Source organism: Sediminibacterium sp. FW305-C-61, assembly GCF_058231065.1.
On sequence record NZ_JBIQXR010000003.1, the window covers coordinates 134,711 to 156,873 of the forward strand.

The following is a 22,163-nucleotide window of genomic DNA, read 5'->3' on the forward strand; positions in this document are numbered from 1 at the left end:
TTTGATCGCCTGTTGACCTTATTTCAAGGTACGCTGATATATAACGAGGGTTTTTGTCTTTTTATTTTTCAGCCGCTAAAAAAATCTACAAAAGCATCTTCTTGCATGCTGGAGATTTATTGTGAACTTTGCCTTATGATATTGATTGATACCCATTGTCACCTGTATTCTACTGAATTTGGTACCGAAAGCCAGGAAACCATTAACAGGGCCAAATCTGTTGGCATTGAAAAGTTTTACCTGCCAGCCATTGATAGTGAAGTAATAGATGCAATGTTAGGCCTGGAGGCAGCTAATCCTGGTGTTTGTTTTGCGATGATGGGTTTGCATCCTTGCTCAGTGAATGAAAGGGTGGAGCAGGAGCTTCAAATAGTAGCAGAATGGCTGGCCAAAAGGCCATTTGTTGCAGTTGGAGAAATTGGGTTGGATTTTTACTGGGATAAAACCTTTGCAGAGCAGCAAAGGGTTGCATTTGTGCAACAAATGGAATGGGCCCTCGAAAGGCGAATGCCCATCGTTATTCATACGCGGAATGCAATGCAGGAAACAATTGATATGGTAAAACCTTTTGCTGCCAAAGGATTAAAAGGAATTTTTCATTGTTTCAGTGGAAGTTATGAGTCTGCCAAACAAATTGTGTCGATGGATTTTATGTTGGGTATAGGTGGGGTGCTTACCTATAAGAATGCCGGACTGCCGGAAGCGCTTGAAAACATTGGTATAGAGCACATGGTGTTAGAAACCGATGCACCCTATTTAAGTCCAGTTCCATACCGGGGAAAAAGAAATGAAAGCAGTTATATGCTAGAAGTTGCCAAAAAGTTGGCAGAGGTAAAAAAACTACCGCTGGAAGAAATTGCAGCCATCACAACAGCCAATGCCCAAAAAATATTCGGAAACTGAGTGGTTTAGCGCTATTTTTGCCATCTTTTAAAATTGAGAGGAGTTCCGCCTGATGCGGATTGAAGGAGCAAGTCTTTCATTTCTCTCAAATAAAATAATACAGAGAGGTGTCCGAGTGGTTGAAGGAGCACGCCTGGAAAGTGTGTATACGGGAAACCGTATCGAGGGTTCGAATCCCTTCCTCTCTGCTTCTATTAATTTTTTATTTGGTATTAATTCACGTATTAATACGAAGCAATCATCAAACCAGGAATGCGACTTTTGTTTGATGAGTCTAAACCGACACTTTTACGTATATATACTATACACTTCAAGATTTAATCGCTATTATATTGGTCAGACGCAAAATTTCAATGATAGATTGAATAGACATAATAGTGGTTATGAATCAGCTACTTCACCCTACATACCTTGGGTACTTGTATGTCTGATTGAAAAGCCAACAAGATCAGAAGTAATGTTACTGGAGAAGAAGTTGAAAAATTTGAATAGACAAAGGCTACTTGCATTTATTGAAAAATATAGCTAAGAGGGCCGAGACGATCAGCCAGGGCTGATGTCTCGGTGCCGACCGTTAGCGTCGGCATTCGAATCCCTTCCTCTCTGCAAACGTCAACTGTCCCGCTACTCGGGATTTTTTTTTGCATAAATCTTTGCTCAGGTATTGCTTTAAAGTAGTTATTTCATTAACAGCCACTGCCACTGGTTATTGAAAAAGTATTATCTTGATCCAATACAAACTGCATGAAAATAATTGTTCATTTTTTAATTATTCTTTGTTTAGCTGTTTCCGGATACGCACAGCCCAAACAGGCATCAGCTACCTTAAAAGGTAAACTGGCCCATTTTGGAGCAGTAGCCACATTGGAAGATTTTTCAGAAATTCAATACATGGTACCTAAATCTTATAATAAGGTTATTGTACCTGAAGTTGATTCTACTTTCGCTATCACAATTCCGCTAAAAGAACCTGGTTATTTTCGACTTGGTAGAAACAAGCTTTATTTATCGCCAGGAGATGATATGCAAGTATTGATTGATCATGCTGATGCATCTAAGTCTACATTTATCGGACAAGGAAGTATAGCCAACAATTACCTTAGAAATGTTCCTTTTCCAAAGGGGGGGTCTTTTCTGGAAGCAGGTAAAAACCTTCAGGATACGCCAGAAGAAACCCTGTTGTTTCTCCTGAAAATCTTCCAGCAAAAAGAAAATGAACTTGCTGCATTGAAGAATATTGGTTCGGCATTCAGGAAACTTGAAAAGGCAAGAAACAAGGCTGATTTAGTAAATAGTATGCTGTCTGTCAAATCTTATGCAGCATATAAATTGAAGAAGGAACCAAAGGAAAAAATAACAGCTTACACAGAAACCTTCGATCGTATCTCAAAACCAGTAAAAGATTCTTTGTTGAATAATTTTGCGAATCCATCTTATTTGCAAATAGAAGTTTATCGGGATATAATAGATGAGTTGGATCTTTCAAATCTAACCCCTTCTTTTAAACAGGCATTTGCAGATTGGAACAATGCTTATACGCTCGCATATAAAAAAATTAAGCCGGAAAGTAATAAAGCAATGGTGCCTGGCTATAAAAAGGATATTCAAGCGATCAGGTCAAAAAAATATCGTGATATTTTAAACTTGCTGGTTATGGACAAATTAAAATTCGGCAATGGTGACCAGGCAATTGATTTTATGGTCTATAAAACCGATGGAACAAAAACCAGCCTTTCTAACCTAAAGGGAAAAGTCATCTATATTGATATTTGGGCAACCTGGTGTGGCCCATGTTTGGCAGAAATGCCCAACTTCGAAAAATTAAAGGCGGAATATGCAAACCGCAGCGATTTAGCCATCGTTTCCCTTTCCGTAGATGATAACGACCCAGTCTGGCTTGAAAACCTTGCGAAAAGAAAGCCAGAAGGTATACAGTGGCGAATTGACCGGGCAAAACTCACAGAATACGGCGTGGAAACGATACCCAGGTATATTTTAATAGATAAATCATTCAGAATAGTAGAAATGGACGCCCCCAGAGCAGCAGATCCGGCTTTAAGGAGAATCCTGGAAAAACTTCTGATATCCACTAACTAAACCCCACTCTTCTAATATAGAACCAGCATTACCCGATATTTCTCTTGGACCCCTCCAAAGCTAGTAGCTAGCAGCCATTGCTGTCCGGGGAAATTTAACCGTGAGCTGTAGGTGTTGCGTATGATGGAACACAGATCTTCATGATTTTCAGGATTTATCATGATAGATCTTGAAAATCATGAAGATCTGTGTTCTATTAATAGCAGATAGTGCGTTTACGACAACCAAATATTTCTTTAAGCAAATGACTTTAAATTTTCTAATACCCAAGCCCTCCGTTTAACTCATTAAAAGCAGAAAGCCTATAATAAGCACGCATCAAAGCTTGTAGCTTGCGGCTTGAAGCTTGAAGCCAATTTTCTTCGATCAGCAATGGCTAGCAGCCAGCAGCCCCCCACTTCAGGTAATATTCCCTTAACATTGGGGTAACATAGTGGTAACATTGCGGAAATACTTTTGCAGCAAAATAAACACTGTGAAATCTATTTTTTCGACCCTGCTGGCTCTTTTCTCATTTACTGCTTTATTTGCTCAAACCGGTACCCTTATCGGAAAAGTGTCTTCCTCTGCTAATAATGAAGTTATTACAGGGGTAGCCATCTTTAACTCAGCAAAGAAAATATCCCTTATTTCTGATGTAGAAGGCCGCTTCAGCATCAAATTGGCTCCTGGAACTTACGAATTAACTTTCTCTATGACTGGTTACAAAACCAAAACCATCAGTGAAATTGTGATCGTTGCCGGACAAACCAATGAACTGAATATTGTACTTGCAGACCAGAAAAAAGAACTGGATGAAGTAGTGGTAACAGCCTCACCGGCTCGCAGGGAATCTGCAAATGCGGTATTGAGCATGCAAAAAAATAATACCAGTGTTTCTGATGGTATTTCTTCAGAATCCATCAAAAAATCACCAGACCGTAACGTGGGTGAGGTTTTGAAAAGGGTTACAGGTACATCTGTGCAAGATGATAAATATGTAATTGTTCGCGGATTAAATGACCGCTATAATGTGGCCACCATCAATGGTGCAGTTATGCCTAGTACAGAACCTGATAGAAGAACCTTCTCTTTCGACATCGTTCCTTCTGATATGATCGATAACGTTTTGATCAACAAAACGGCAACGCCTGATATGCCAGGTGAATTCTCAGGCGGTATTGTTCAGGTTACCACGAAAGATATTCCTTTTAAAAACTCATTTGGACTGGCTTTATCCTCTTCATTCAATACTATTTCTACCGGTAAAAATTTCAATGTAGGTTATATGGGTGGAATGGATTACCTCGGCTTCGATGACGGTTCCAGAGGTTTCCCTTCTTCATTCCCTTCTACCAACAGATGGCGTAGTTTTACTAATGCGCAGAAAATACAGGCTTCTAGGCTGATGTATAATACTTATGGTGATCATAATACCAAAGCATTGCCTTCCTTAAATGGACAAATCAATTTTGCCAGAAAATTCAGTGGCAAGAATGGCGCTACTTTCGGATTGCTGGGTTCAATCACTTACCGTAACTCACAAACTACCCAACTTACAGACAGACAACAATATGGTGATGCAACTACCACCACCAATCTTTTGTTTGATTATGCAGATACTTCTTACTCTTTCAATACCAGTGTTGGTGCTTTGTTGAATATTGGCTACAAAAAAGGAAAAAATAAAATCGTTCTCAAGAACCTTTTCAACCGCGTATTCGAAAACAGCAATACCATTCGTGAAGGGGCCAACTACAATGACCTTCAGTATATCAACAAAAACAGGATTGCTGTTGCGATGGAAAAAACCATCTTCAGCTCTCAGTTAGAAGGTGAACATGCCATCGGTAAAGCAAATGATAAACTGAAATGGAACCTCAACTTTGCATTCACTAAAAAGGACCAGCCAGACTACCGCTCACAACCTTACCAAAAGAATATTTCTCAGGTAAATGATAAAACAATACCATATACTATCGCACTGAGAAATACTTATCGTTTCTGGAGTGAACTGGATGAAAATACATTAGGTGGTAAAGTGGATTACAGCAAAAACCTGAAATGGGGTAACACCACTTCTTCTCTAAAAGCAGGTGTACTGACCCAATATAAAATTCGTGATTTCGGAGCAAGGGCATTCCGTTATGAAGAGGCAAATCCATCAAGCTTTAACACTGCGTTGCTTTCTCTGCCTGCTGGACAAATTTTCAACGATGGTAATATGTACACCAATGGTTTCTACCTGAATGAAATTACCAATAACACAGATCGTTACGATGCAACTTCATTGTTAACGGGCTCTTACCTGATGTTGGATAATAAATTCAATGAAAGCTGGAGATTGATCTGGGGTGTACGTGCAGAAACATTTAATTATGAAGTGAAAACCGGTAACGTTTCAGGTACAAGAACAACCATTAAAAAAGATTACCTGGATATCCTTCCTTCAGTAAACCTGATCTACAGCTTTAGCAATAAGTCTAACCTTCGTTTCTCAGCGTCAAGAACCGTTTCAAGACCTGATTTCCGCGAGGTAGCTAATTTCTCTTATTTCGATTTCGTGAGAGCTGCAATTATTCGTGGTAATGGTAGCTTGGAAAGAAGCCAGAATACCAATATCGACTTACGTTTTGAAACTTATCCTCAAAGTGGTGAAATCATATCTGCCTCTTTGTTCTTCAAACATTTCAAGAAACCAATTGAACAGCGTATGTCTGGTGAATCATCCCTTGAATATCAGGTGATCACTTTCTTCAACCCAGACAATGCTTATGCTTACGGTATTGAACTTGATTTCCGCAAAAAACTGGCTTTCTTCGGAGATGGCAAATTCTGGAACAACACCACTTTCAGCGCAAATACTTCATTGATTAAGTCAACCGTAGACTTGCCTTCATCATCTAATCCTTATGATACCAAACGTCCGATGCAGGGCCAGTCACCTTACCTGGTGAACCTGAGTTTAACTTATGCTGATGCTAACTGGAGCAGTACAGTATTGTTCAACAGAATTGGTCAACGTATCGAAACCGTAGGTGCATTTGGTATTCCCGATGTTTATGAGAATGGAAGAAGTGTACTTGATTTTCAATTAGCTAAGAAAGTATTCAAAAATAAAGGTGAGGTGAAAATCAATATGTCGAACCTCCTGAATACCAGACAAATATTTTACAACAACGTAGAATCTAAAAAAGACAACAGAGCCTATAATAGCTCAGAAGACCGTGTTCAGTGGAGCAACCTGTTTGGTGCTAGTTTTGGGGTAGGGTTTTCTTATAATTTTTAGATTAGCCTCTAGCTACCAGCTTCTAGCTGCTGGATTTTTCTTAGACCACGCAGTTGTTTAAAAATAGTTAAGCCACAGATTCACAGATTAATCGTTCATAATCTGTGAATCTGTGGCTTTTTAATACCGCTGGTATTTAAAAAACATCTGGCAGCTAGAAGCTAGCAGCCAGCAGCTTCTCTCTGGTAACAATTCCTTAATCTTCCCGTAACATACCCATTACATTGTATTAGTTGTTTTGCATCATAAAAAATAACGAAAATGATACGTTCGCTTTTGATTACTCGTCTTGCAATGGTGGCTTTTGCTGCATTGACGTTTACTGCTTGTACTAAGAATAATGATGATGGAGATATTATAGCTCCTCCGGAAGATCCAAATGCAACTGTATTAAGAGGTTCATTACTGGAAAACAAAACCCTTACTGCAGATAAAGTATGGACATTGAAAGGGTATGTATATGTACCAAATGGTATCACCCTTACTGTTGAGCCAGGTACTGTAATCAAAAGTGATAAAACAGAAAAAGGTGCATTGTGTGTAGAAAGAGGTGGTAAATTAATTGCAAATGGAACTGCTGATAAACCAATTGTATTTACTTCTGGTCAGGATGCAGGTTCTCGTAACCCAGGCGACTGGGGTGGTGTGGTTCTTTTAGGTTATGCTAAAACAAACCGCTCTTCTACTCCGGTAATTGAAGGTGGATTGGATCGCCCTTATGGTGGTACAAATGATGCTGATAATTCTGGTAGTTTGAAATATGTGCGAATTGAATATGCTGGTATTGCCGCTTTCCCAGGTTCTGAAATCAATGGCCTTACCCTCGGTGGTGTTGGTAGCGGTACCACACTCGAAAATATCCAGGTAGTATATGGTAATGATGATGCGTATGAGTTTTTTGGCGGTACTGTAAATGCTAAATATCTGGTAGCTTTTGGTACAGCAGATGATGATTTCGATTTCGATTTTGGTTATACTGGTAAAATTCAATTTGGTGTAGCGTTACGTGATCCTGCATTCGTTGATAACGGTGATGCTGGTAATGGTATTGAAGCTGATAACGATGGTTCAGGTACAACAGCTACTCCATATACTCGCCCAACCCTGAGCAACTTTACTTTTGTTGGTCCAAATAATGCTACCGGTACAGCAGCTAACCATAACTACGGTAACAGATGGAGAAGATCAGTACGTTTTGTACTGCGTAATTCAATCCTGATGGGATGGCAGAAAGGTGGATTCTCAATTGAGTCTGATGGTACAGCTAATGATTATAGCAGTGGCGCTTCTGAGTTCAAAAACAACCTGGTACATGCTGTTGCTGATCCTTACAGAATCTCTGGCTTAACTTCTGCAACATTAACTGCTACAGCTATGAAGACCAAAGCTGAATCTGAAGGTTGTGTTACTTATACCAATGCTGCAGATATCAAATTAACCTCTCCATTTACCCTTACTTCACCAAACATGTTACCTGCAACTGGTTCACCAGCACTAGCAGGTGCAAGTTTCACAGGGTTGGATGCATACTTTACTTCAACTACTTATGTAGGTGCATTCGGAACCACCAACTGGTTGGCTTCATGGACAAGATTCCCTGCAAAAGGACAATAAGCAATCGTATATTATATATAAAAACCGCTTCCTATGGGGCGGTTTTTTTATTTCTTTGTATAAAAATAAAAACCATGCGATACCTGAGTGTACTTGCTTTCTTACTGATTGCGTCTGCCTGTAATGATGGAAGTAATAAATCGGCTGAGTCAACACAAGATGAATCAACCACAATGGTAGACATGCATAGACTACCAGAACTGAGAACAGTAGATAGTATTGATATGCATTTCTTCAACGATATCAACGACCAGAAAACCTATAAGCGTTATGGGTTGAATGATACCGCTGCAATACATGTATTCACCCTCACTGAAATTAATCAGGCAATTGTAGACAAAACAAGTTGCGAATACGATACAAAGTTCTTTTGTTTCTCAAAAGGACAAATAGTTAAAACCCTCTATGTCGCTGCGCGACAAGATAGTTGCCATTTTATCGGGTTCATCAAAAGTGGTGGGATTGCAGTAAAGGCTAGTCTTTCAGATAGCGCTGCGGCGTTGGTGAATCGCTGGCGGGGGAGTAGCTACTAGCCACTAGCAGTTAGCTTTTAGCCATTAGCTATTGGCCATTAGCGCTTAGTGCGAATAAAAGATTGAAGTTGAATGTGAGCGGGAAATGGAACGCAGATTTATTAAGATAATCATGATAGATCATGATAAATCTGCGTTCTATCTTAGCGGCTAAATAAGATCAGTAGCTATTATTTAGTAAAAGCCTGTTTAATGACACAAAGAGTCCTCTATTAAAGATTTCCTCATTTTACCCCAGTTCATCACATATCCGCATAATTTGCTAACACCTAATACCTAATACCTAACACCTAGTACCTAGTACCTAGTACCTAGTACCTCTCCGGCTTTTCAATTTCATGCTTATTCCAATCCGGATCGTACTTTACAAACCAACTGAGCCAAAGAGAGCGTGATAAGCGCATAATGAGGGGTTGACAAATGAGCAGTAATGCGAAGGCTGTGCCCATCCAGTAAAAAATACGGTTATCGTCGATGGAGAAGGTCATGCCAATGAGTACTTTCCATGCTACAAATGTTGAAACAAGGAAGGCAACAGATAATGCATAACTCACGTATCCGGTACCATAATAAAATCCTACTTCAATTTCTGTAGGCTGACCGCAAACCGGACAGTTTTCATGCATGTCAACATTAGTCTTGAATTTATATGGCTGCTGACTTTTAAATATTCTTCCTTTACGGCACCTCGGACAACGGTTGTTTAACACACTCCACAGGTACCATCTTTTTTTATTGCTATCGGGCATTTTGTTTCAAGGATTTAAAATACAAAGGTACGATTTAATATTCAGGAGCAGATTACTGGCAGTTTGTATACCCACAACCCCGTTTGGTTTTGTGTGCAATTAGTCCGGTTACAAATATGGTTAAGCCAAATATTGCGGGTAACCAGTCTTTGTAAGCAATTGCGATGGAAATAAATAAACCAGCTACCATTAGCCTAATCACTAATACCCAATCAATCTTTTGTATGAATGAATACAAAGTTTTCATACTGCAAGTTGGGGAGTAAATTGGTAATGTAGCGTGACTTTAGTTACGGCTTTAATTAGCATACCTCATTTCTGTGCCTTTCTGTGACCTCAGTGGCAGTAAATATTGCCACTGAGGTCACAGAAAGGCACAGAAGTATACTGAAGAGATTGCAACTACCCCAATATCTTTTCCATCTGCATGCTCCTCGATCCTTTAATCAGAAAATGGGTTCCCGAGAAATTTTGTTGTTTGAACCAGTTTGCCGCTTCGGTAGAATTGGTAAAAAAGAGGTGGTTATGTGATGTGTTTTTAAAATCACCACCCACCAATACTACATTTTGCCATGGGTAATTATTGATCAGATCAATGATCTGCTGGTGTTCGGTTATGCTGTCTTCACCCAGTTCCATCATGCCTCCCAGCATCAAAACTTTACTGGGGGCTTTGAGTTTTGCAAAATTCTCAATGGCAGCACGCATACTGGTAGGATTCGCATTGTATGCATCAAGGATAATATGATTGCCATCTTTTTTAACCATCTGCGATCTGCTATTAGATGGAATATAAGCTTCGATTGCATCTTTTATTTTTTCATCCGGTACACCAAAAGTTTTACCGATGGCAATGGCACATAAGACATTTGATACATTGTAGGCGCCTACCAGTTGAGTGGAGACTTGTGTAAAAGATGCTCCTTTAGTTATTCTTACTTCAAGAAAGGGTTCACTGGCAATTACTTCCCCGGTTATTGCTCCTTCATGTGTTCCATAACCAATTACTTTTTCAATGCCTTTACTCATTTCATGCAGGTAGTCAAAGTCGTTGAACCTGAATATGGTACCATTATGCGACCTGATATAATCATATAATTCACCCTTACCTTTTCTCACTCCTTCAATACCGCCAAAACCTTCTAAATGAGCTTTGCCACAATTGGTGATGATGCCATGGGTAGGGTCTGTATACACACAATAACCCGCAATCTCTTTCTGGTGATTAGCGCCCATTTCAATTACGGCCATTTCTGCATCAACAGGAATACTTAAGAGGGTGAGTGGTACCCCAATATGGTTATTGAGATTGCCTTGTGTGGTATAAGTTTTAAAATGCGAGGCAAGAACCGTATACACCAGTTCTTTAGTAGTGGTTTTACCGTTGCTTCCTGTAATGGCGATAAAAGGTATGCTGAATTGTTGTCTATGATAACCTGCCAGTTCCTGTAAACTGCTTAATACATCATCAACCAAAATGAATCGATCATCCATTCCTTCAACAGCCTCATCAATCACCGCATAGGCCGCCCCAGCTTCCAATGCCTGTTTGGCAAAAAGGTTGCCATTAAAATTGGGACCTTTCAATGCAAAGAAAATATCACCCTCTTTCAGTTTTCTTGTATCAGTTTGTACAGAAGGGTGTTGCTGATATAGCTGGTAGAGTGCTTCCGTTTTCATATATGCAAGATAAGGGGTTAGGTGTTAGGCATGATAGGTACTGGGTACTAGGTTCTGGGTTCTGGGTTGTGAATGCCTAAAATACGTTGACCGTTTTTAAACATGGGTTAAATTTATTTGATGTCTTTGAGATTTCGTTATGAGATGAAATTTATGCGAAGGATAGAACACAGATTATCATGATTTTCAAGATCTGTCATGATAAATCCTGAAAATCATGAAAATCTGTGTTCCATCTAACTCGTGACTAGATTCACCTATGCAGCAATAAGTGTGAATTGTCAATGGTGAATAGTCAATAATGGGTGTGAATTGTCAATTGTGAATAGTGAATTTGGTGAGTAGTGAGTGGTCAGTAGGAAAAAACTCACTGCTGGCTATTCACTATTAATTATTGACCATTCACCATTGACAATTCACACCATATCAAAAAATCAAAGATCCGATATCTGCCATCAAAAAAGCCACCTCCTTCCGAGAGATGGCTCTTTCTATTTTTACCTTTTCCTTCTTATCGTTTGTTTCTTCTTGTAGGGAAGAATTGGCCGGTTTGGGCTTTTCTTGAAATACCTTCTGCTGCTCCATAATGACTCATTGCACAACGGAAACCGAGGGTGTTGGTACTCAGGTCTTCCTCGAGGAAGCGACGCGCACCTGGACTTAACCAATAAGCCCTGTCATTCCAGCTACCGCCTTTGAATACCCTTGATTTATCTGAGATAAGGGTGGTAGTACCATAACCATAGTATACAAAACTGGATGAATCACCATCCAGGTAGTTGGTAGCATAAGAGCGCTGGTAGTTTCTTCTGTTACGTAAAGTAGAATCTTCTTCCAGTACTGTTTTAATACGGCCTTTATCATCGCGAAGGTTACCCTGACCGCCACTCATATCTATCTTACGGAATTCGTTACCACGGAACAGGTTGAAATCATCACCATCCAATGAGTTCTGCGGACGATATACATCTGCCACCCACTCATTTACGTTACCACTCATGTTATATAAGCCATAACCATTCGGGATGAAAGAAGTTACTTCTGCAGGAATCGCTGCGTTATCGTTCAGTCCACCTGCCACACCCATGTTATCACCCGCACCTCTTTTAAAGTTGGCGAGGAAGGCGCCCTGGTAGGCACTTTTTTGGGTATAACGTACGTTATCGTAACCATTATTTTTCCAAGAATAGATCTGCTTATTCGCAATCAATTCTTCCCCACGCTTAGATCCTTTAGATTTTTTCTGCGGATTCTCAGCGATATAGCCATAAGCGGCATATTCCCATTCAGCCTCTGTTGGCAAACGGTAATCGCCATATAAAATACCATCTTCAAAAGTTACTTTGGTTCTTGGTCGACCGTTGGCATCTTTCAAAGGATTGCTTTTTGTTGTGGCCTGTCTGCCAGGAGTTGCCTGGTATTCATCCATCAGATATGCTTTGGTATTGAAGTTATCCTGACCAGAACCATTCAGCTCACGCTTGATCTGGTTTTTTGGATCCAGGTAACCTTTACCCATCAGGGTAAGCTCGTTAACACGGTCTGTTCTCCAGATACAAAAATCTGTGGCCTGTTTCCAGCTAACACCAACCACCGGATAGTAGTTATATGATGGGTGACGGAAATAATATTCTACATAAGGCTCATTGTAAGCAAGCTCACTGCGCCATACCAGGGTATCGGGCTTGGCTTCTTCCACAATCGAATCCATACCTGCACCACCAAATACATTGGTGAGCCAGTATAGGTATTCACGGTAGTGCACGTTGGCAACTTCCGTTTTATCGATAAAGAATGAGTTTACCGTAATACGACGCGGCACATTGTTCCAGTCGCCCATCACATCTTCCTGTGTTGCACCCATGGTGAACGTACCACCCTGTACAAACACAAGACCTGGAGCGGCTTTAATATCTTTTGGCTTAGCGACATTAAAATTGCCCTGGTTCTTGTCGTTATAATTCCATCCTGTAATAGCAGATTTTTCAGGTTTCTTCTTGAAAATCTTACAGGACGACATGGCACCGGTTAACGTTAACAACAAGATCAGGTTCCGTGTTGTTTTCAATACTTGCATGAGATTCTCTTGTTTGTGGAGTATAGTTTAATCGCTATAGCCGCTATTTAGTACATGCGAATATATATGATTTCCCTAAACTACCAATCGCTGCCCCGGATTCTATTGTTAGTAAAAGCTTAAGATTTAAGGGGTTAAGAGCCGCTTTTACAGGGTTTTAGGGCTCTTTGTAGGGTGAATTCGACAAAAAATAGGGGGGATGGGGACAGGGAGGGGGAGTTCTGATTATCTTCTTCAGTGCTTTTCTGTGTCCTCAGTGGCAATTAACTCTTTTGATACATTTATTGCCACTGAGGACACAGAAGGTCACAGAGATATGCTGCTGGTGCAACCAGTTTTGTGAATAAGCCTCCGAAGTTGGATATTCGATATTCATTATTCATTATTTTGAAAACTTTCCTACCATATTGTCTTCTCCTATGCCTCACCACTTCCCTATACGGACAGCGTAACTATGCACCGCGCTCTGTATTGTCTGGCGGTAACTGGTATAAGATCAGTATTGCTGGTGAAGGTATTTATAAGGTTGATGGCGCCTTCCTCAACACACTAGGTTTAGGAAATAACCTGCCATCAGCTTCCATAAGATTGTTTGGTAATGGCGGAGCAATGTTGGGAGAAAATGCCAATGCTCCTTATACCGATGACCTGGTTGAAAATGCAATCGAAGTTTTTGATGGAGGTGATGGCATCTTTAATACCAACGACTATTTTCTTTTCTATGCTCCCGGTGCTTCGAGATGGATTAAAGATAGCCTGCGTCAAAGTTTTCGTTACCAGAAAAACCTGTACACAGACTCCGCTTTCTATTTTATTACCCTCGGTAATAATGGTAAGCGCATCAACACCCAAACTAATTATCCTTCAGTAAATATTACCGTTACCACTTATGATGAACGATATGCTGTTGAAAATGATGTATCCAATTTTATAAAATCAGGGAAGGAGTGGTATGGCGATTCCTTTATACGCGGACAGGCAAGAACTTTCTTTATCGATTGGGTTGGAGGAGTGCTTACTGAACCCCTTTTGCTTCGCAGCTCTTTTGCCTCCAGAAATGTAAACGCCACAGCTAGCATACTAACTTCTATTAATGGCATCAATGGACTTCCACTGAATTTTCCATCGGTTACCGGCACATTCCTGGATCGTTATGCAACCCATTTGGAGCAGGAGCAAAATATACTGTGGAATGGACAAAACGAGCTGCAACTAAAATTCGAGTACCAGTCAGCCGCAGCAGGTGCTACCTGCCAGTTAAATAAATTTGAACTATTTGGTAGAAGAAGCCTGATGCCCAATTTAACTGCTCCGCTTGGTTTTCGCGATTGGAAATCTGTAGGGGCAGGTAATATAGCCAGATTTCAATTTCCCTATCGCTTAACCGGTATGCGCGTTTGGGATGTCACGGATCCAACTAATGTTGTTACCATGCAGGATAACGGTGCCGGTGCATTTGCTTTTAATAACGACGCAAGCAGGTTAAGAGAATATTTTAGCTTCCTTCCAACACATATCAAAATACCCAGGGCAGTAGGAAGGCAGGATAACCAAAACCTGCATGGCTTACTTGTTCCGGAATACCTCATCATCACACATCCCTTATTTATGGATGCGGCACTAAGGCTGGCTGATTTCCACCGAAAACATTATAACCGAACAGTTCAGGTAATTTCTGTTAAACAGGTGTACAATGAATTTGCCGGAGCTAATCCCGATCCTACCGCAGTCCGCGATTTTATTAAAATGTTGTACGATAAAAAAAGTGGGTTGAAATATGTTTTACTGATGGGTAGTGGTTCTTATGATCCAAGAAGCCGCTTTCAAAACAATTATTCTTTTATCCCAACCTATCAAAGCAGCCAATCACTCGACCCGCTTTCCAGCTTTACCTCTGATGATTTTTTTGGCATGCTAGATGATCAGGATGATATCAATCAACAAAATCTTTTTCAAACCATCGACGTGGCAGTGGGTAGAATACCTGCGCGGAATATTGCAGAAGCTGATATGATGGTGAATAAAATCATCAACTACCACCAAACATCCCGCTTTGGTGATTGGCGCAATAAGTTGATTTTTTTGGCGGATGACGAAGACCAGAACCTCCACCTCAATGATGCAGAAGCTGTTTCGGCAGCAACGGCAAACCCGGTTTTTCAGGTCCAGAAAATTTACCTCGATGCTTTTCCTCAGGTAGGTGGTGCGGGAGGTAACAGGTATCCTGCGGTTAATGAAGCATTGGTTAATAGAGTGAATAATGGAGCGCTGATCCTTAACTACAGCGGACATGGCAATCATTTAAGATTGGCAGAAGAAGCAGTATTAACCGTGGATGAAGTAAACCAGTTTAACAATGCTGCCAAGCTTCCTTTGATTGTTACAGCAAGTTGCGATTTTTACCCTTTTGATGATCCTACTAAAAATGCATTAGGCGCGCAAGTGTTAACGGGAGATTCAACAGGGGCAATTGGGTTGTTGACCACTGCCAGACTCGTATTCGCTTCCAGCAATAAAATCATCAATGAATATTTTATTCAATCTGCTTTACATCCCGATCCCCAAACAGGAAAATATAGAAGTCTCGGTGAAGCTGTTCAGCTAGCTAAAAACAACGCTATATTGAACGCAGGTGAAGTGCTGAACACCAGAAAATTTCTATTGCTTGGTGATCCTGCCATGCAATTGGCATTTCCGGAACACAGGATTCGGTTGACCAAATTTCAAAACAATACAATAACAGGTGTTGATACTTTACGCGCCTCCAATACTTATCAATTGGAAGGGATAATCGAGGATGTGTCAGGTATTCCTGTTCAAAATTTTAAAGGACCCCTTTCACTTACTGTTTTCGATAAGCCACAAACAGTTCAAACCTTAGGAAACGATCCGGCAAGTCCGGTTACCGGCTTTCAACAACAATCGGCCATTCTTTTCAAAGGAACTTTTAGTGTTGATTCAGGTTATTTCAAACTAAAACTTATCCTCCCCAAAGATGTATCCTTTCAACCTGGCCGCGCAAGAATCAGTCTTTACGCCAACAGCAATACAACCGATGCCGCAGGTGCTGATAAAGGATTTGTGCTGATTGGAAATAACCTGGCCCCCGAAGATAAAGTTGGCCCTGCTATACGTTTGTACCTGAACGATACTTTGTTTCGTAATGGCGGACTAACACATGAAACCCCAACGTTATTAGCATACTTGTCGGATAGTGCTGGTATCAATACATCGGGTAATGGTATTGGGCACGATATAACACTGGTGATTGACAACCAGGTGCGCGACATTCGGGTATTGAACGATTGGTATGTAGCTGATTTAAATAGCTGGCAGTCTGGTACGATTCGCTATCCGCTTCCGGTTCAAACAAAAGGGCCACATAGCCTTGTGCTGAAAGCCTGGGATGGAGCCAACAATTCTACAGAAGCCCGGTTGGATTATGTTGTAGCAGAACAGGAAAAACTAGCCATCAGCAAAGTGCTCAATTTTCCCAACCCCTTCCGCGATCGCACCCGCTTCTCTTTTGAACATAACCAGCCCGGAAAAAAACTGCAGGTAGAATTACGTATTTACAGCACTGCCGGACAACTCATCAAAAGACTCACCGGTCCCTACCAGAGTGCAGGAACAAGAAATATCCAGGTTGAATGGGATGGACGGGATGAATCAGGCAGAAAAATCCAAAAAGCTGTCTATATTTACCAAATAATCATACAATCCGGCACACAACAATCCGTTCATGCCGGGCAACTTATTCTGCTTTAAATGTATCTGATGGTTTGATTTTTACTAATGAATACTGAGCCTGTCGAATAATACTGAGCCTGTCGAAGTATCCCCCCGAATATAGGAGGGCTATGAATGTAGCCTTTAATGAGATGCTGCTATCACAGAGAGGTCCTTCGACTTCGCTGCGCTACGCTCAGCGGGGGACGGCTTTCGGCGCTTCGAGGGGGTCCTTCGACTTCGCTGCGCTTCGCTCAGGATTCACATTTTAGTTTAAACTTTTTAAATAAATTGCTTCATGTTTTCAAAGCAGAAAAAAACCCTTATAGCCATCCTTGCATTGATGTTGAGTTATAGCTCTTTTGCACAGGATTCCATCAATATCGTTTCTACCGCCGTTCCCTTTCTCCGTATTTCACCCGATGCAAGAGCGGGTGGTATGGGTGATGTGGCCATCGCTACTACACCGGAAGCAAATGCCCCTTTCTGGAACCTTTCCAAAGTGATGTTTGCACCAAAAAGATCTGCAATCGCGGTTAACTATACTCCCTGGTTAAAAGACCTAGGTCTTAATGATGTTTACCTGGCCAGTATGGCTGCGTATCATCGTTTGGATGATGAACAAGCTATTTCATCTTCACTTCGATTTTTCAGTTTAGGTAATATCCAGCTAACCGATTTTTCAGGTAATATATTGAACTCTGTTCGTCCAAGTGAATTTTCTTTTGATCTGGGTTATGCCCGAAAACTAAATGAAAAATTAAGCATTGGGGTAGCATTACGTTATATCAATTCAAGATTGGTTGTAGGTGATGTGGGAACAGGTGTGGTATATAAAGCAGGTAATGCAGTAGCAGGTGATGTATCATTATATAATAATGGATTAAATGAAAATGGAGAAGGATGGAGTTGGGGTGTTGTTTTATCGAACCTGGGAAGTAAAATTGGTTATACCAATGATGCAAGGAATAAAGACTATATACCTGCCAACCTGGGTATCGGTGTATCTTATACCAAAGTATTGGATGAAAACAATAAAATCAATTTCGCGCTCGACATGAACAAACTACTGGTTCCTGCAGCACCTGTTGCTACTGGTAATTTTTCAGTAGACAGTGCCAATCTGGTAAGCTACAGAACCACAGGAGTAGTAAGTAGCTGGATGAAATCTTTTGGTGATGGAACAGGCTTTGGTAAATCACTCCAATTTTCTGTCGGAGCTGAGTACGGATACAATAACCAGTTCTTTTTCCGCTCTGGTTATTTCTATGAAAACAAATACCGCGGCAACAGAAAATACTTCAGCGTAGGCGCCGGCTTCCACTTAGATTTTATGGATATCAACTTCTCTTATCTAGTGCCCTCCGGCAGCGGGGTAACAAGAAACCCGCTTTCGAATACGTTGAGGCTTGGAGTTGTTTTTAATCTTGAACCGAAGGAGTAATTTGGAAATTTGAAAATTTGAAAATTTGAAAATGAGGAGTTTAGTATTTGGAAAACCTCAGAATTAGAAATGTGCTTCATTTTCAAATTTCCAAATTTCCAAATTTCCAAATTAATACCACCGCATGCGCAACTAGTCCTTCCTCTCTTCCCACAAATCCCATTTTCTCGGTTGTTGTTGCTTTGATGGATACGTCTTTGATTGTAATGCCCAGGATATTGGCTATGGTTTCCTGCATCTGGGGAACATAGGGTTTTATTTTGGGGGCTTCGAGGCAGAGGGTTGAGTCTATATTGATGACTTTATAGCCTTCGGCTTCTATCAATGCTTTTGTTTTAGCGAGTAAAATTTTACTGTCTATATCCTTGAATTCACTGGAAGTATCAGGGAAGTGAACGCCTATGTCTCCCAGCGCGGCTGCGCCGAGTAAGGCATCGCAGATGGCGTGCAGGAGTACATCGGCATCGCTATGTCCGAGTGCGCCTTTGTGGTGGGGAATTTTTATTCCTCCGATAAATAAATCTCTTCCTTCAACGAGTTGGTGGTAGTCGATGCCGTAACCTATTCGGATGTTCATAATGTAAATATAAGGTAAGCACAACATCCCCGAGCGTAGCGCAGCGAAGTCGAGGGGGCTCCTGAATGGTAGCAGCATCCCCGAGCGAAGCGCAGCGTAGTCGAGGGGTCTCCTCAATGTTAGCAGCATTTAAATGCTGCTATATTTAAAATACTGCTCTTAGTTAGGAGGCCCCTCGACTTCGCTTCGCTGCGCTCGGGGCTCATTGTTTTTATTGCGGTAACCCGCAATAAAAACAATGAGATTTTTATAAAAAGAATAAAATGGAAAAAGGAGGATGGATATATATCCTAACCAATAAACATCACACCACCCTATACATCGGTGTTACGAATAACTTAGCAAGAAGGGTAAAAGAGCACCAGACTAAATATTATCGAAAGAGTTTTACGGCTCAGTACAATGTTTGTAAGCTTATTTATTATGAATTTTTTCCCTCGATGAAAGATGCCATGCTTAGGGAGAAGCAATTGAAGAGATGGTCTAGGGTGAAGAAAGAATGGTTGATTGGGATGAAGAACCCGGGGTGGGAGGCCCTTTGACTGCGCCACCCTGAGCGAAGCGTAGCGGAGTCGAATGGGGGTGGTGCTAATATTGAGAGGGCCCCTCGGCTTCGCCACCCTGAGCGAAGCGTAGCGGAGTCGAAGGGGGCAACTAATAATTAACCCCAATCAGTTATTAATCGGGCGATGAAGTAGGTCGCTCTGATTTGATATTTGGGGGAGGGAAGTAGGTCCATAGTCCATAGTCGATGGTCCATAGTAAAACCCATTTCGGCTCTCCTATGGACTATGGACCATGGACTATGGACTTCTTCCCCCAACACTTAATTTGCGTAAACCTTAAAATTTGATTAAATTTGTTATATAATAGTATTACCCGGCTTTTCAACCGTTTTGAGCCTTTTCAAAGTAAGGGTAATTCATCATCCAATTCCACTGAAAAACAGGCTTTTTTGTTGCCTGGCGATGTATTGCATTGCTGCGCCATATCTAAAACTATGAATCAGTATTTACAATGCGCTTGAAATTTTTACTACTGCTATGTTTTTTTGTTTCACAAACTAACATCTTCGCTCAGGATATCCTGAATGGCAAAGACCTAAGTAAGGTTAAAATTGACCATGTTTCTGATGCAGATATTACCCGTCTTATCGCGCAACTGAAACAGGCTTCCCTTTCCATTGCACAGGCAGAACAGATCGCTGCCGCTAAAGGAATGCCCCAAAGCGAAATTTCCAAACTTAAGCAACGCATCGCAGCACTTGAAGGTAAACAGGGTGTAAATAAACCAGATGCCGATCTGCCAAATAGTACCAGAGAAACCATACCGGGCGATTATCCGGTAGTAGAGAAAAAGGAAAGCACAGAATCACCGGTTTTCGGCGCACAACTTTTTACAACAGCTTCGTTGTCTTTCGAACCCAACCTACGGATTGCTACACCTTCTTATTACCAGCTTGGTCCGGATGATGAACTCGAAATAAATATTTTCGGAGTGCAGGAAGCCAATTACAAATTATTAATCCAGCCGGAAGGCGCTATCAATATTCCAAATGTAGGGCTATTAACCGTTGCCGGACTTACCATAGAAGAAGCCAAAAAACTTATTCGCGATAAACTCGTTAAGACTGTTTACCGGTCAATCGCTACAGGAGTTACTAATTTCACACTTACCCTGGGTAATATACGCAGCATACGTATTACCATATTAGGCGCTGCAAAACCGGGGAACTATACGGTGTCTTCCTTCACCACACTTTTCAATGCATTATACCTTTGTGGTGGACCTGAAAAAATTGGTTCTTTCCGGTCTATTGAACTAATCAGGAACAATAAAGTTCACCTGAAAGCCGATCTGTACCAGTTTTTACTGAAAGGCAATACCAGCCAGAATATTCTGTTGAAAGAAGGCGATATCATCAATATTCCCGTTTACCAGAAAAGGGTAACCATTGCTGGGGAAGTTAAAAGACCGGGTTTGTATGAATTACTGGAACATGAAACGGCACAAACGCTGCTAGACTATGCTGGAGGCTTCACAGAAAAAGCTTACACGGCCAATATAAAAGTGAACCAGTTCACCAGCCGCGAGCGAAAAGTTAAGGACCTTAGTCAAACAGACTTTTCAAAATATTTACCCGGCAAAGGAGACAGTATTGCCATTGAACCCGTATTAGACAAATACGAAAACAGGGTAACAATTACTGGGGCCATTTATCGTCCGGGTTTATATGAGTTGAAAGAAGGGATGAAACTGAGCGACCTGCTGAAAAAAGCAGAAGGTATTCGGGAAGATGCATACCTCAACAGGGCACTCCTTAAACGACAAAAACCCGATCACAGCAAAGAAATGATTGCCTTCTCCCTGAATGAACTGTTGACCAATTCTTCGAATGATCTTTTCTTACAAAAAAACGATTCGGTACTGATCAGCTCGGTAAAAGATATGGCAGATGAAAAACTCATCACCGTTTCCGGGGAAGTAAGAAAACCCGGTACTTTCCTGTATCGCAATAACTACACACTTAAAGACCTGCTGCTCGAGTCTGGCGGATTTACCGAAGCAGCTTCAGCCTATAGAATAGAAATTGCCAGACGTATCACATCAACAGATACCAACACCATTTCAGATAACCTGGCCGATATAATGCATATCGATATTGACCGTAACCTTAACACAAAAGGAACCCAGCTCTTTCTCCAACCCTTCGACCTTATTACCGTAAGAAAAAATCCGGGCTATGCAGAACAAAAACAGGTACAGGTGCAGGGGGAAGTTTTGTATCCGGGTAATTATACCATCCGCACCAAAAAAGACAGGGTGAGCGATTTATTGGAACGTTCAGGTGGGTTCACAGATATTGCCTACCGCGATGCCATTTCACTTACCCGTATCAACAGGCAGGGAAGGGCACAACAAGATGAGAAAGCCAAAATAATTGCAGATGAACTTGCCGATTCAGTAGACTATCGCCAGGTGTCTGAACTACTTGACCCTTCCGTTAAAATAGCCCTTGATATTAATTCCATTTTGAATAATCCCGATTCAGATGATAACCTCTTCCTAGAAGAAGGTGATGTATTAGAAGTACCCAAAAAAGACCTGCTCGTTAAAATAAGCGGCGAAGTATATTCTCCCACCAAAATAACTTTCGAACAAGGTCGCTCCCTCAAATATTATCTGGGCAGGGCAGGGGGCATAACGGATAATGCCCGCAGAAAAAATATTTATGTGGTTTATGCCAATGGACAAATAGCCAAAACTGAAAAATACCTGTTCGGACTAATCAAAAACTATCCCCGCATCCAAACCGGCGCCGATATAATAGTACCGCCCAAAGCCATCAAAACAAAAGCCACCACTGGTGAGGTACTTGGTATTGCCGGGGTATTGGTTTCCATGGCCGGGGTGGCGATTTCGATTATGAATACGTTGAAGTAGATGTGAATTGTCAATGGTGAATTGTCAATAGCTAGTAGAACTAATCAA

Annotated in this window: 15 protein-coding genes and 1 tRNA gene; 11 read left to right on the forward strand and 5 right to left on the reverse strand. The window is 41.1% G+C overall.

All coding sequences use genetic code 11. The annotated features are described in order from the left end of the window. Window positions 1–135 precede the first annotated feature (135 nt). The 7 genes from ACH30E_RS09570 to ACH30E_RS09600 all read left to right on the forward strand — a co-directional run bounded on the left by ACH30E_RS09570 (window position 136) and on the right by ACH30E_RS09600 (window position 8,415). Window positions 136–903, forward strand: coding sequence for a TatD family hydrolase (locus ACH30E_RS09570; protein WP_490824630.1), 768 nt, complete (start codon window positions 136–138; stop codon window positions 901–903). Window positions 904–1,004: 101 nt separating this feature from the next. Further along, window positions 1,005–1,091: transfer RNA gene (locus ACH30E_RS09575), tRNA-Ser, on the forward strand. 80 nt (window positions 1,092–1,171) lie between these two features. Further along, entirely contained in the window at window positions 1,172–1,432 is a 261-nt protein-coding gene (locus ACH30E_RS09580) for a GIY-YIG nuclease family protein (RefSeq protein ID WP_490824631.1), read from the forward strand. A gap of 215 nt (window positions 1,433–1,647) precedes the next feature. After that, on the forward strand, window positions 1,648–3,000 hold the full coding sequence (locus tag ACH30E_RS09585; protein ID WP_490824633.1) for a TlpA family protein disulfide reductase: 1,353 nt from the start codon (window positions 1,648–1,650) through the stop codon (window positions 2,998–3,000). A 475-nt stretch (window positions 3,001–3,475) separates the two neighbouring features. After that, on the forward strand, window positions 3,476–6,268 hold the full coding sequence (locus ACH30E_RS09590; RefSeq protein ID WP_490824634.1) for a TonB-dependent receptor: 2,793 nt from the start codon (window positions 3,476–3,478) through the stop codon (window positions 6,266–6,268). 261 nt (window positions 6,269–6,529) lie between these two features. Beyond that, window positions 6,530–7,882 carry a beta-helix domain-containing protein gene (locus tag ACH30E_RS09595; protein ID WP_490824635.1) on the forward strand — a complete coding sequence of 451 codons (1,353 nt, stop codon included), beginning with the start codon at window positions 6,530–6,532 and terminating at the stop codon, window positions 7,880–7,882. Window positions 7,883–7,956: 74 nt separating this feature from the next. Beyond that, window positions 7,957–8,415 (forward strand): hypothetical protein, encoded by a 459-nt coding sequence (locus ACH30E_RS09600; protein WP_490824636.1) that lies wholly within the window; start codon window positions 7,957–7,959, stop codon window positions 8,413–8,415. Between the two features lie 311 nt (window positions 8,416–8,726). Here ACH30E_RS09600 and ACH30E_RS09605 read toward each other — a convergent pair whose 3' ends face one another. The 4 genes from ACH30E_RS09605 to ACH30E_RS09620 form a co-directional block, all read right to left on the reverse strand. Continuing rightward, complete coding sequence (locus ACH30E_RS09605; RefSeq protein ID WP_490824637.1) at window positions 8,727–9,164, reverse strand: DUF983 domain-containing protein; 438 nt, start codon at window positions 9,162–9,164, stop codon at window positions 8,727–8,729. Between the two features lie 52 nt (window positions 9,165–9,216). Continuing rightward, window positions 9,217–9,411 carry a hypothetical protein gene (locus tag ACH30E_RS09610; protein ID WP_490824638.1) on the reverse strand — a complete coding sequence of 65 codons (195 nt, stop codon included), beginning with the start codon at window positions 9,409–9,411 and terminating at the stop codon, window positions 9,217–9,219. A 155-nt stretch (window positions 9,412–9,566) separates the two neighbouring features. After that, window positions 9,567–10,844 (reverse strand): UDP-N-acetylmuramoyl-tripeptide--D-alanyl-D-alanine ligase, encoded by a 1,278-nt coding sequence (locus ACH30E_RS09615; RefSeq protein WP_490824639.1) that lies wholly within the window; start codon window positions 10,842–10,844, stop codon window positions 9,567–9,569. Window positions 10,845–11,355: 511 nt separating this feature from the next. Further along, entirely contained in the window at window positions 11,356–12,921 is a 1,566-nt protein-coding gene (locus ACH30E_RS09620) for an SUMF1/EgtB/PvdO family nonheme iron enzyme (RefSeq protein WP_294994983.1), read from the reverse strand. 387 nt (window positions 12,922–13,308) lie between these two features. Here ACH30E_RS09620 and porU point away from each other — a divergent pair, with 387 nt between their 5' ends. Together porU and porV are read left to right on the forward strand one after the other, a co-directional pair. After that, a complete protein-coding gene (porU, locus tag ACH30E_RS09625; protein WP_490824640.1) occupies window positions 13,309–16,689 on the forward strand; it encodes a type IX secretion system sortase PorU in 3,381 nt (1,126 codons plus the stop codon). 259 nt (window positions 16,690–16,948) lie between these two features. Continuing rightward, the gene (gene porV / locus ACH30E_RS09630; protein WP_490824641.1) at window positions 16,949–18,094 is read left to right on the forward strand and encodes a type IX secretion system outer membrane channel protein PorV; all 1,146 of its coding nucleotides are present in this window, start codon (window positions 16,949–16,951) and stop codon (window positions 18,092–18,094) included. A gap of 82 nt (window positions 18,095–18,176) precedes the next feature. On the opposite strand, the gene ispF is transcribed toward porV, so the two are convergent. Next, the gene (gene ispF / locus ACH30E_RS09635; protein ID WP_490824642.1) at window positions 18,177–18,671 is read right to left on the reverse strand and encodes a 2-C-methyl-D-erythritol 2,4-cyclodiphosphate synthase; all 495 of its coding nucleotides are present in this window, start codon (window positions 18,669–18,671) and stop codon (window positions 18,177–18,179) included. A gap of 263 nt (window positions 18,672–18,934) precedes the next feature. Between ispF and ACH30E_RS09640 the strand changes: the two genes are divergently transcribed. Continuing rightward, the gene (locus tag ACH30E_RS09640) at window positions 18,935–19,213 is read left to right on the forward strand and encodes a GIY-YIG nuclease family protein (RefSeq protein WP_490824643.1); all 279 of its coding nucleotides are present in this window, start codon (window positions 18,935–18,937) and stop codon (window positions 19,211–19,213) included. A 475-nt stretch (window positions 19,214–19,688) separates the two neighbouring features. After that, window positions 19,689–22,115: an SLBB domain-containing protein gene (locus ACH30E_RS09645; RefSeq protein WP_490824644.1), complete on the forward strand. Its 2,427-nt coding sequence runs from the start codon at window positions 19,689–19,691 to the stop codon at window positions 22,113–22,115. The last annotated feature ends 48 nt before the right edge of the window (window positions 22,116–22,163 follow it).

Coding starts and splice junctions, on each gene's coding strand:
- ACH30E_RS09620 (WP_294994983.1), bottom strand. CDS start 12,921: ATGCAAGTATTGAAAACAACACGGAACCTGATCTTGTTGTTAACGTTA.
- ACH30E_RS09595 (WP_490824635.1), top strand. CDS start 6,530: ATGATACGTTCGCTTTTGATTACTCGTCTTGCAATGGTGGCTTTTGCT.
- ispF (WP_490824642.1), bottom strand. CDS start 18,671: ATGAACATCCGAATAGGTTACGGCATCGACTACCACCAACTCGTTGAA.
- ACH30E_RS09605 (WP_490824637.1), bottom strand. CDS start 9,164: ATGCCCGATAGCAATAAAAAAAGATGGTACCTGTGGAGTGTGTTAAAC.
- ACH30E_RS09600 (WP_490824636.1), top strand. CDS start 7,957: ATGCGATACCTGAGTGTACTTGCTTTCTTACTGATTGCGTCTGCCTGT.
- ACH30E_RS09570 (WP_490824630.1), top strand. CDS start 136: ATGATATTGATTGATACCCATTGTCACCTGTATTCTACTGAATTTGGT.
- ACH30E_RS09640 (WP_490824643.1), top strand. CDS start 18,935: ATGGAAAAAGGAGGATGGATATATATCCTAACCAATAAACATCACACC.
- ACH30E_RS09585 (WP_490824633.1), top strand. CDS start 1,648: ATGAAAATAATTGTTCATTTTTTAATTATTCTTTGTTTAGCTGTTTCC.
- ACH30E_RS09610 (WP_490824638.1), bottom strand. CDS start 9,411: ATGAAAACTTTGTATTCATTCATACAAAAGATTGATTGGGTATTAGTG.
- ACH30E_RS09615 (WP_490824639.1), bottom strand. CDS start 10,844: ATGAAAACGGAAGCACTCTACCAGCTATATCAGCAACACCCTTCTGTA.
- ACH30E_RS09645 (WP_490824644.1), top strand. CDS start 19,689: ATGCGCTTGAAATTTTTACTACTGCTATGTTTTTTTGTTTCACAAACT.
- porV (WP_490824641.1), top strand. CDS start 16,949: ATGTTTTCAAAGCAGAAAAAAACCCTTATAGCCATCCTTGCATTGATG.
- ACH30E_RS09580 (WP_490824631.1), top strand. CDS start 1,172: ATGAGTCTAAACCGACACTTTTACGTATATATACTATACACTTCAAGA.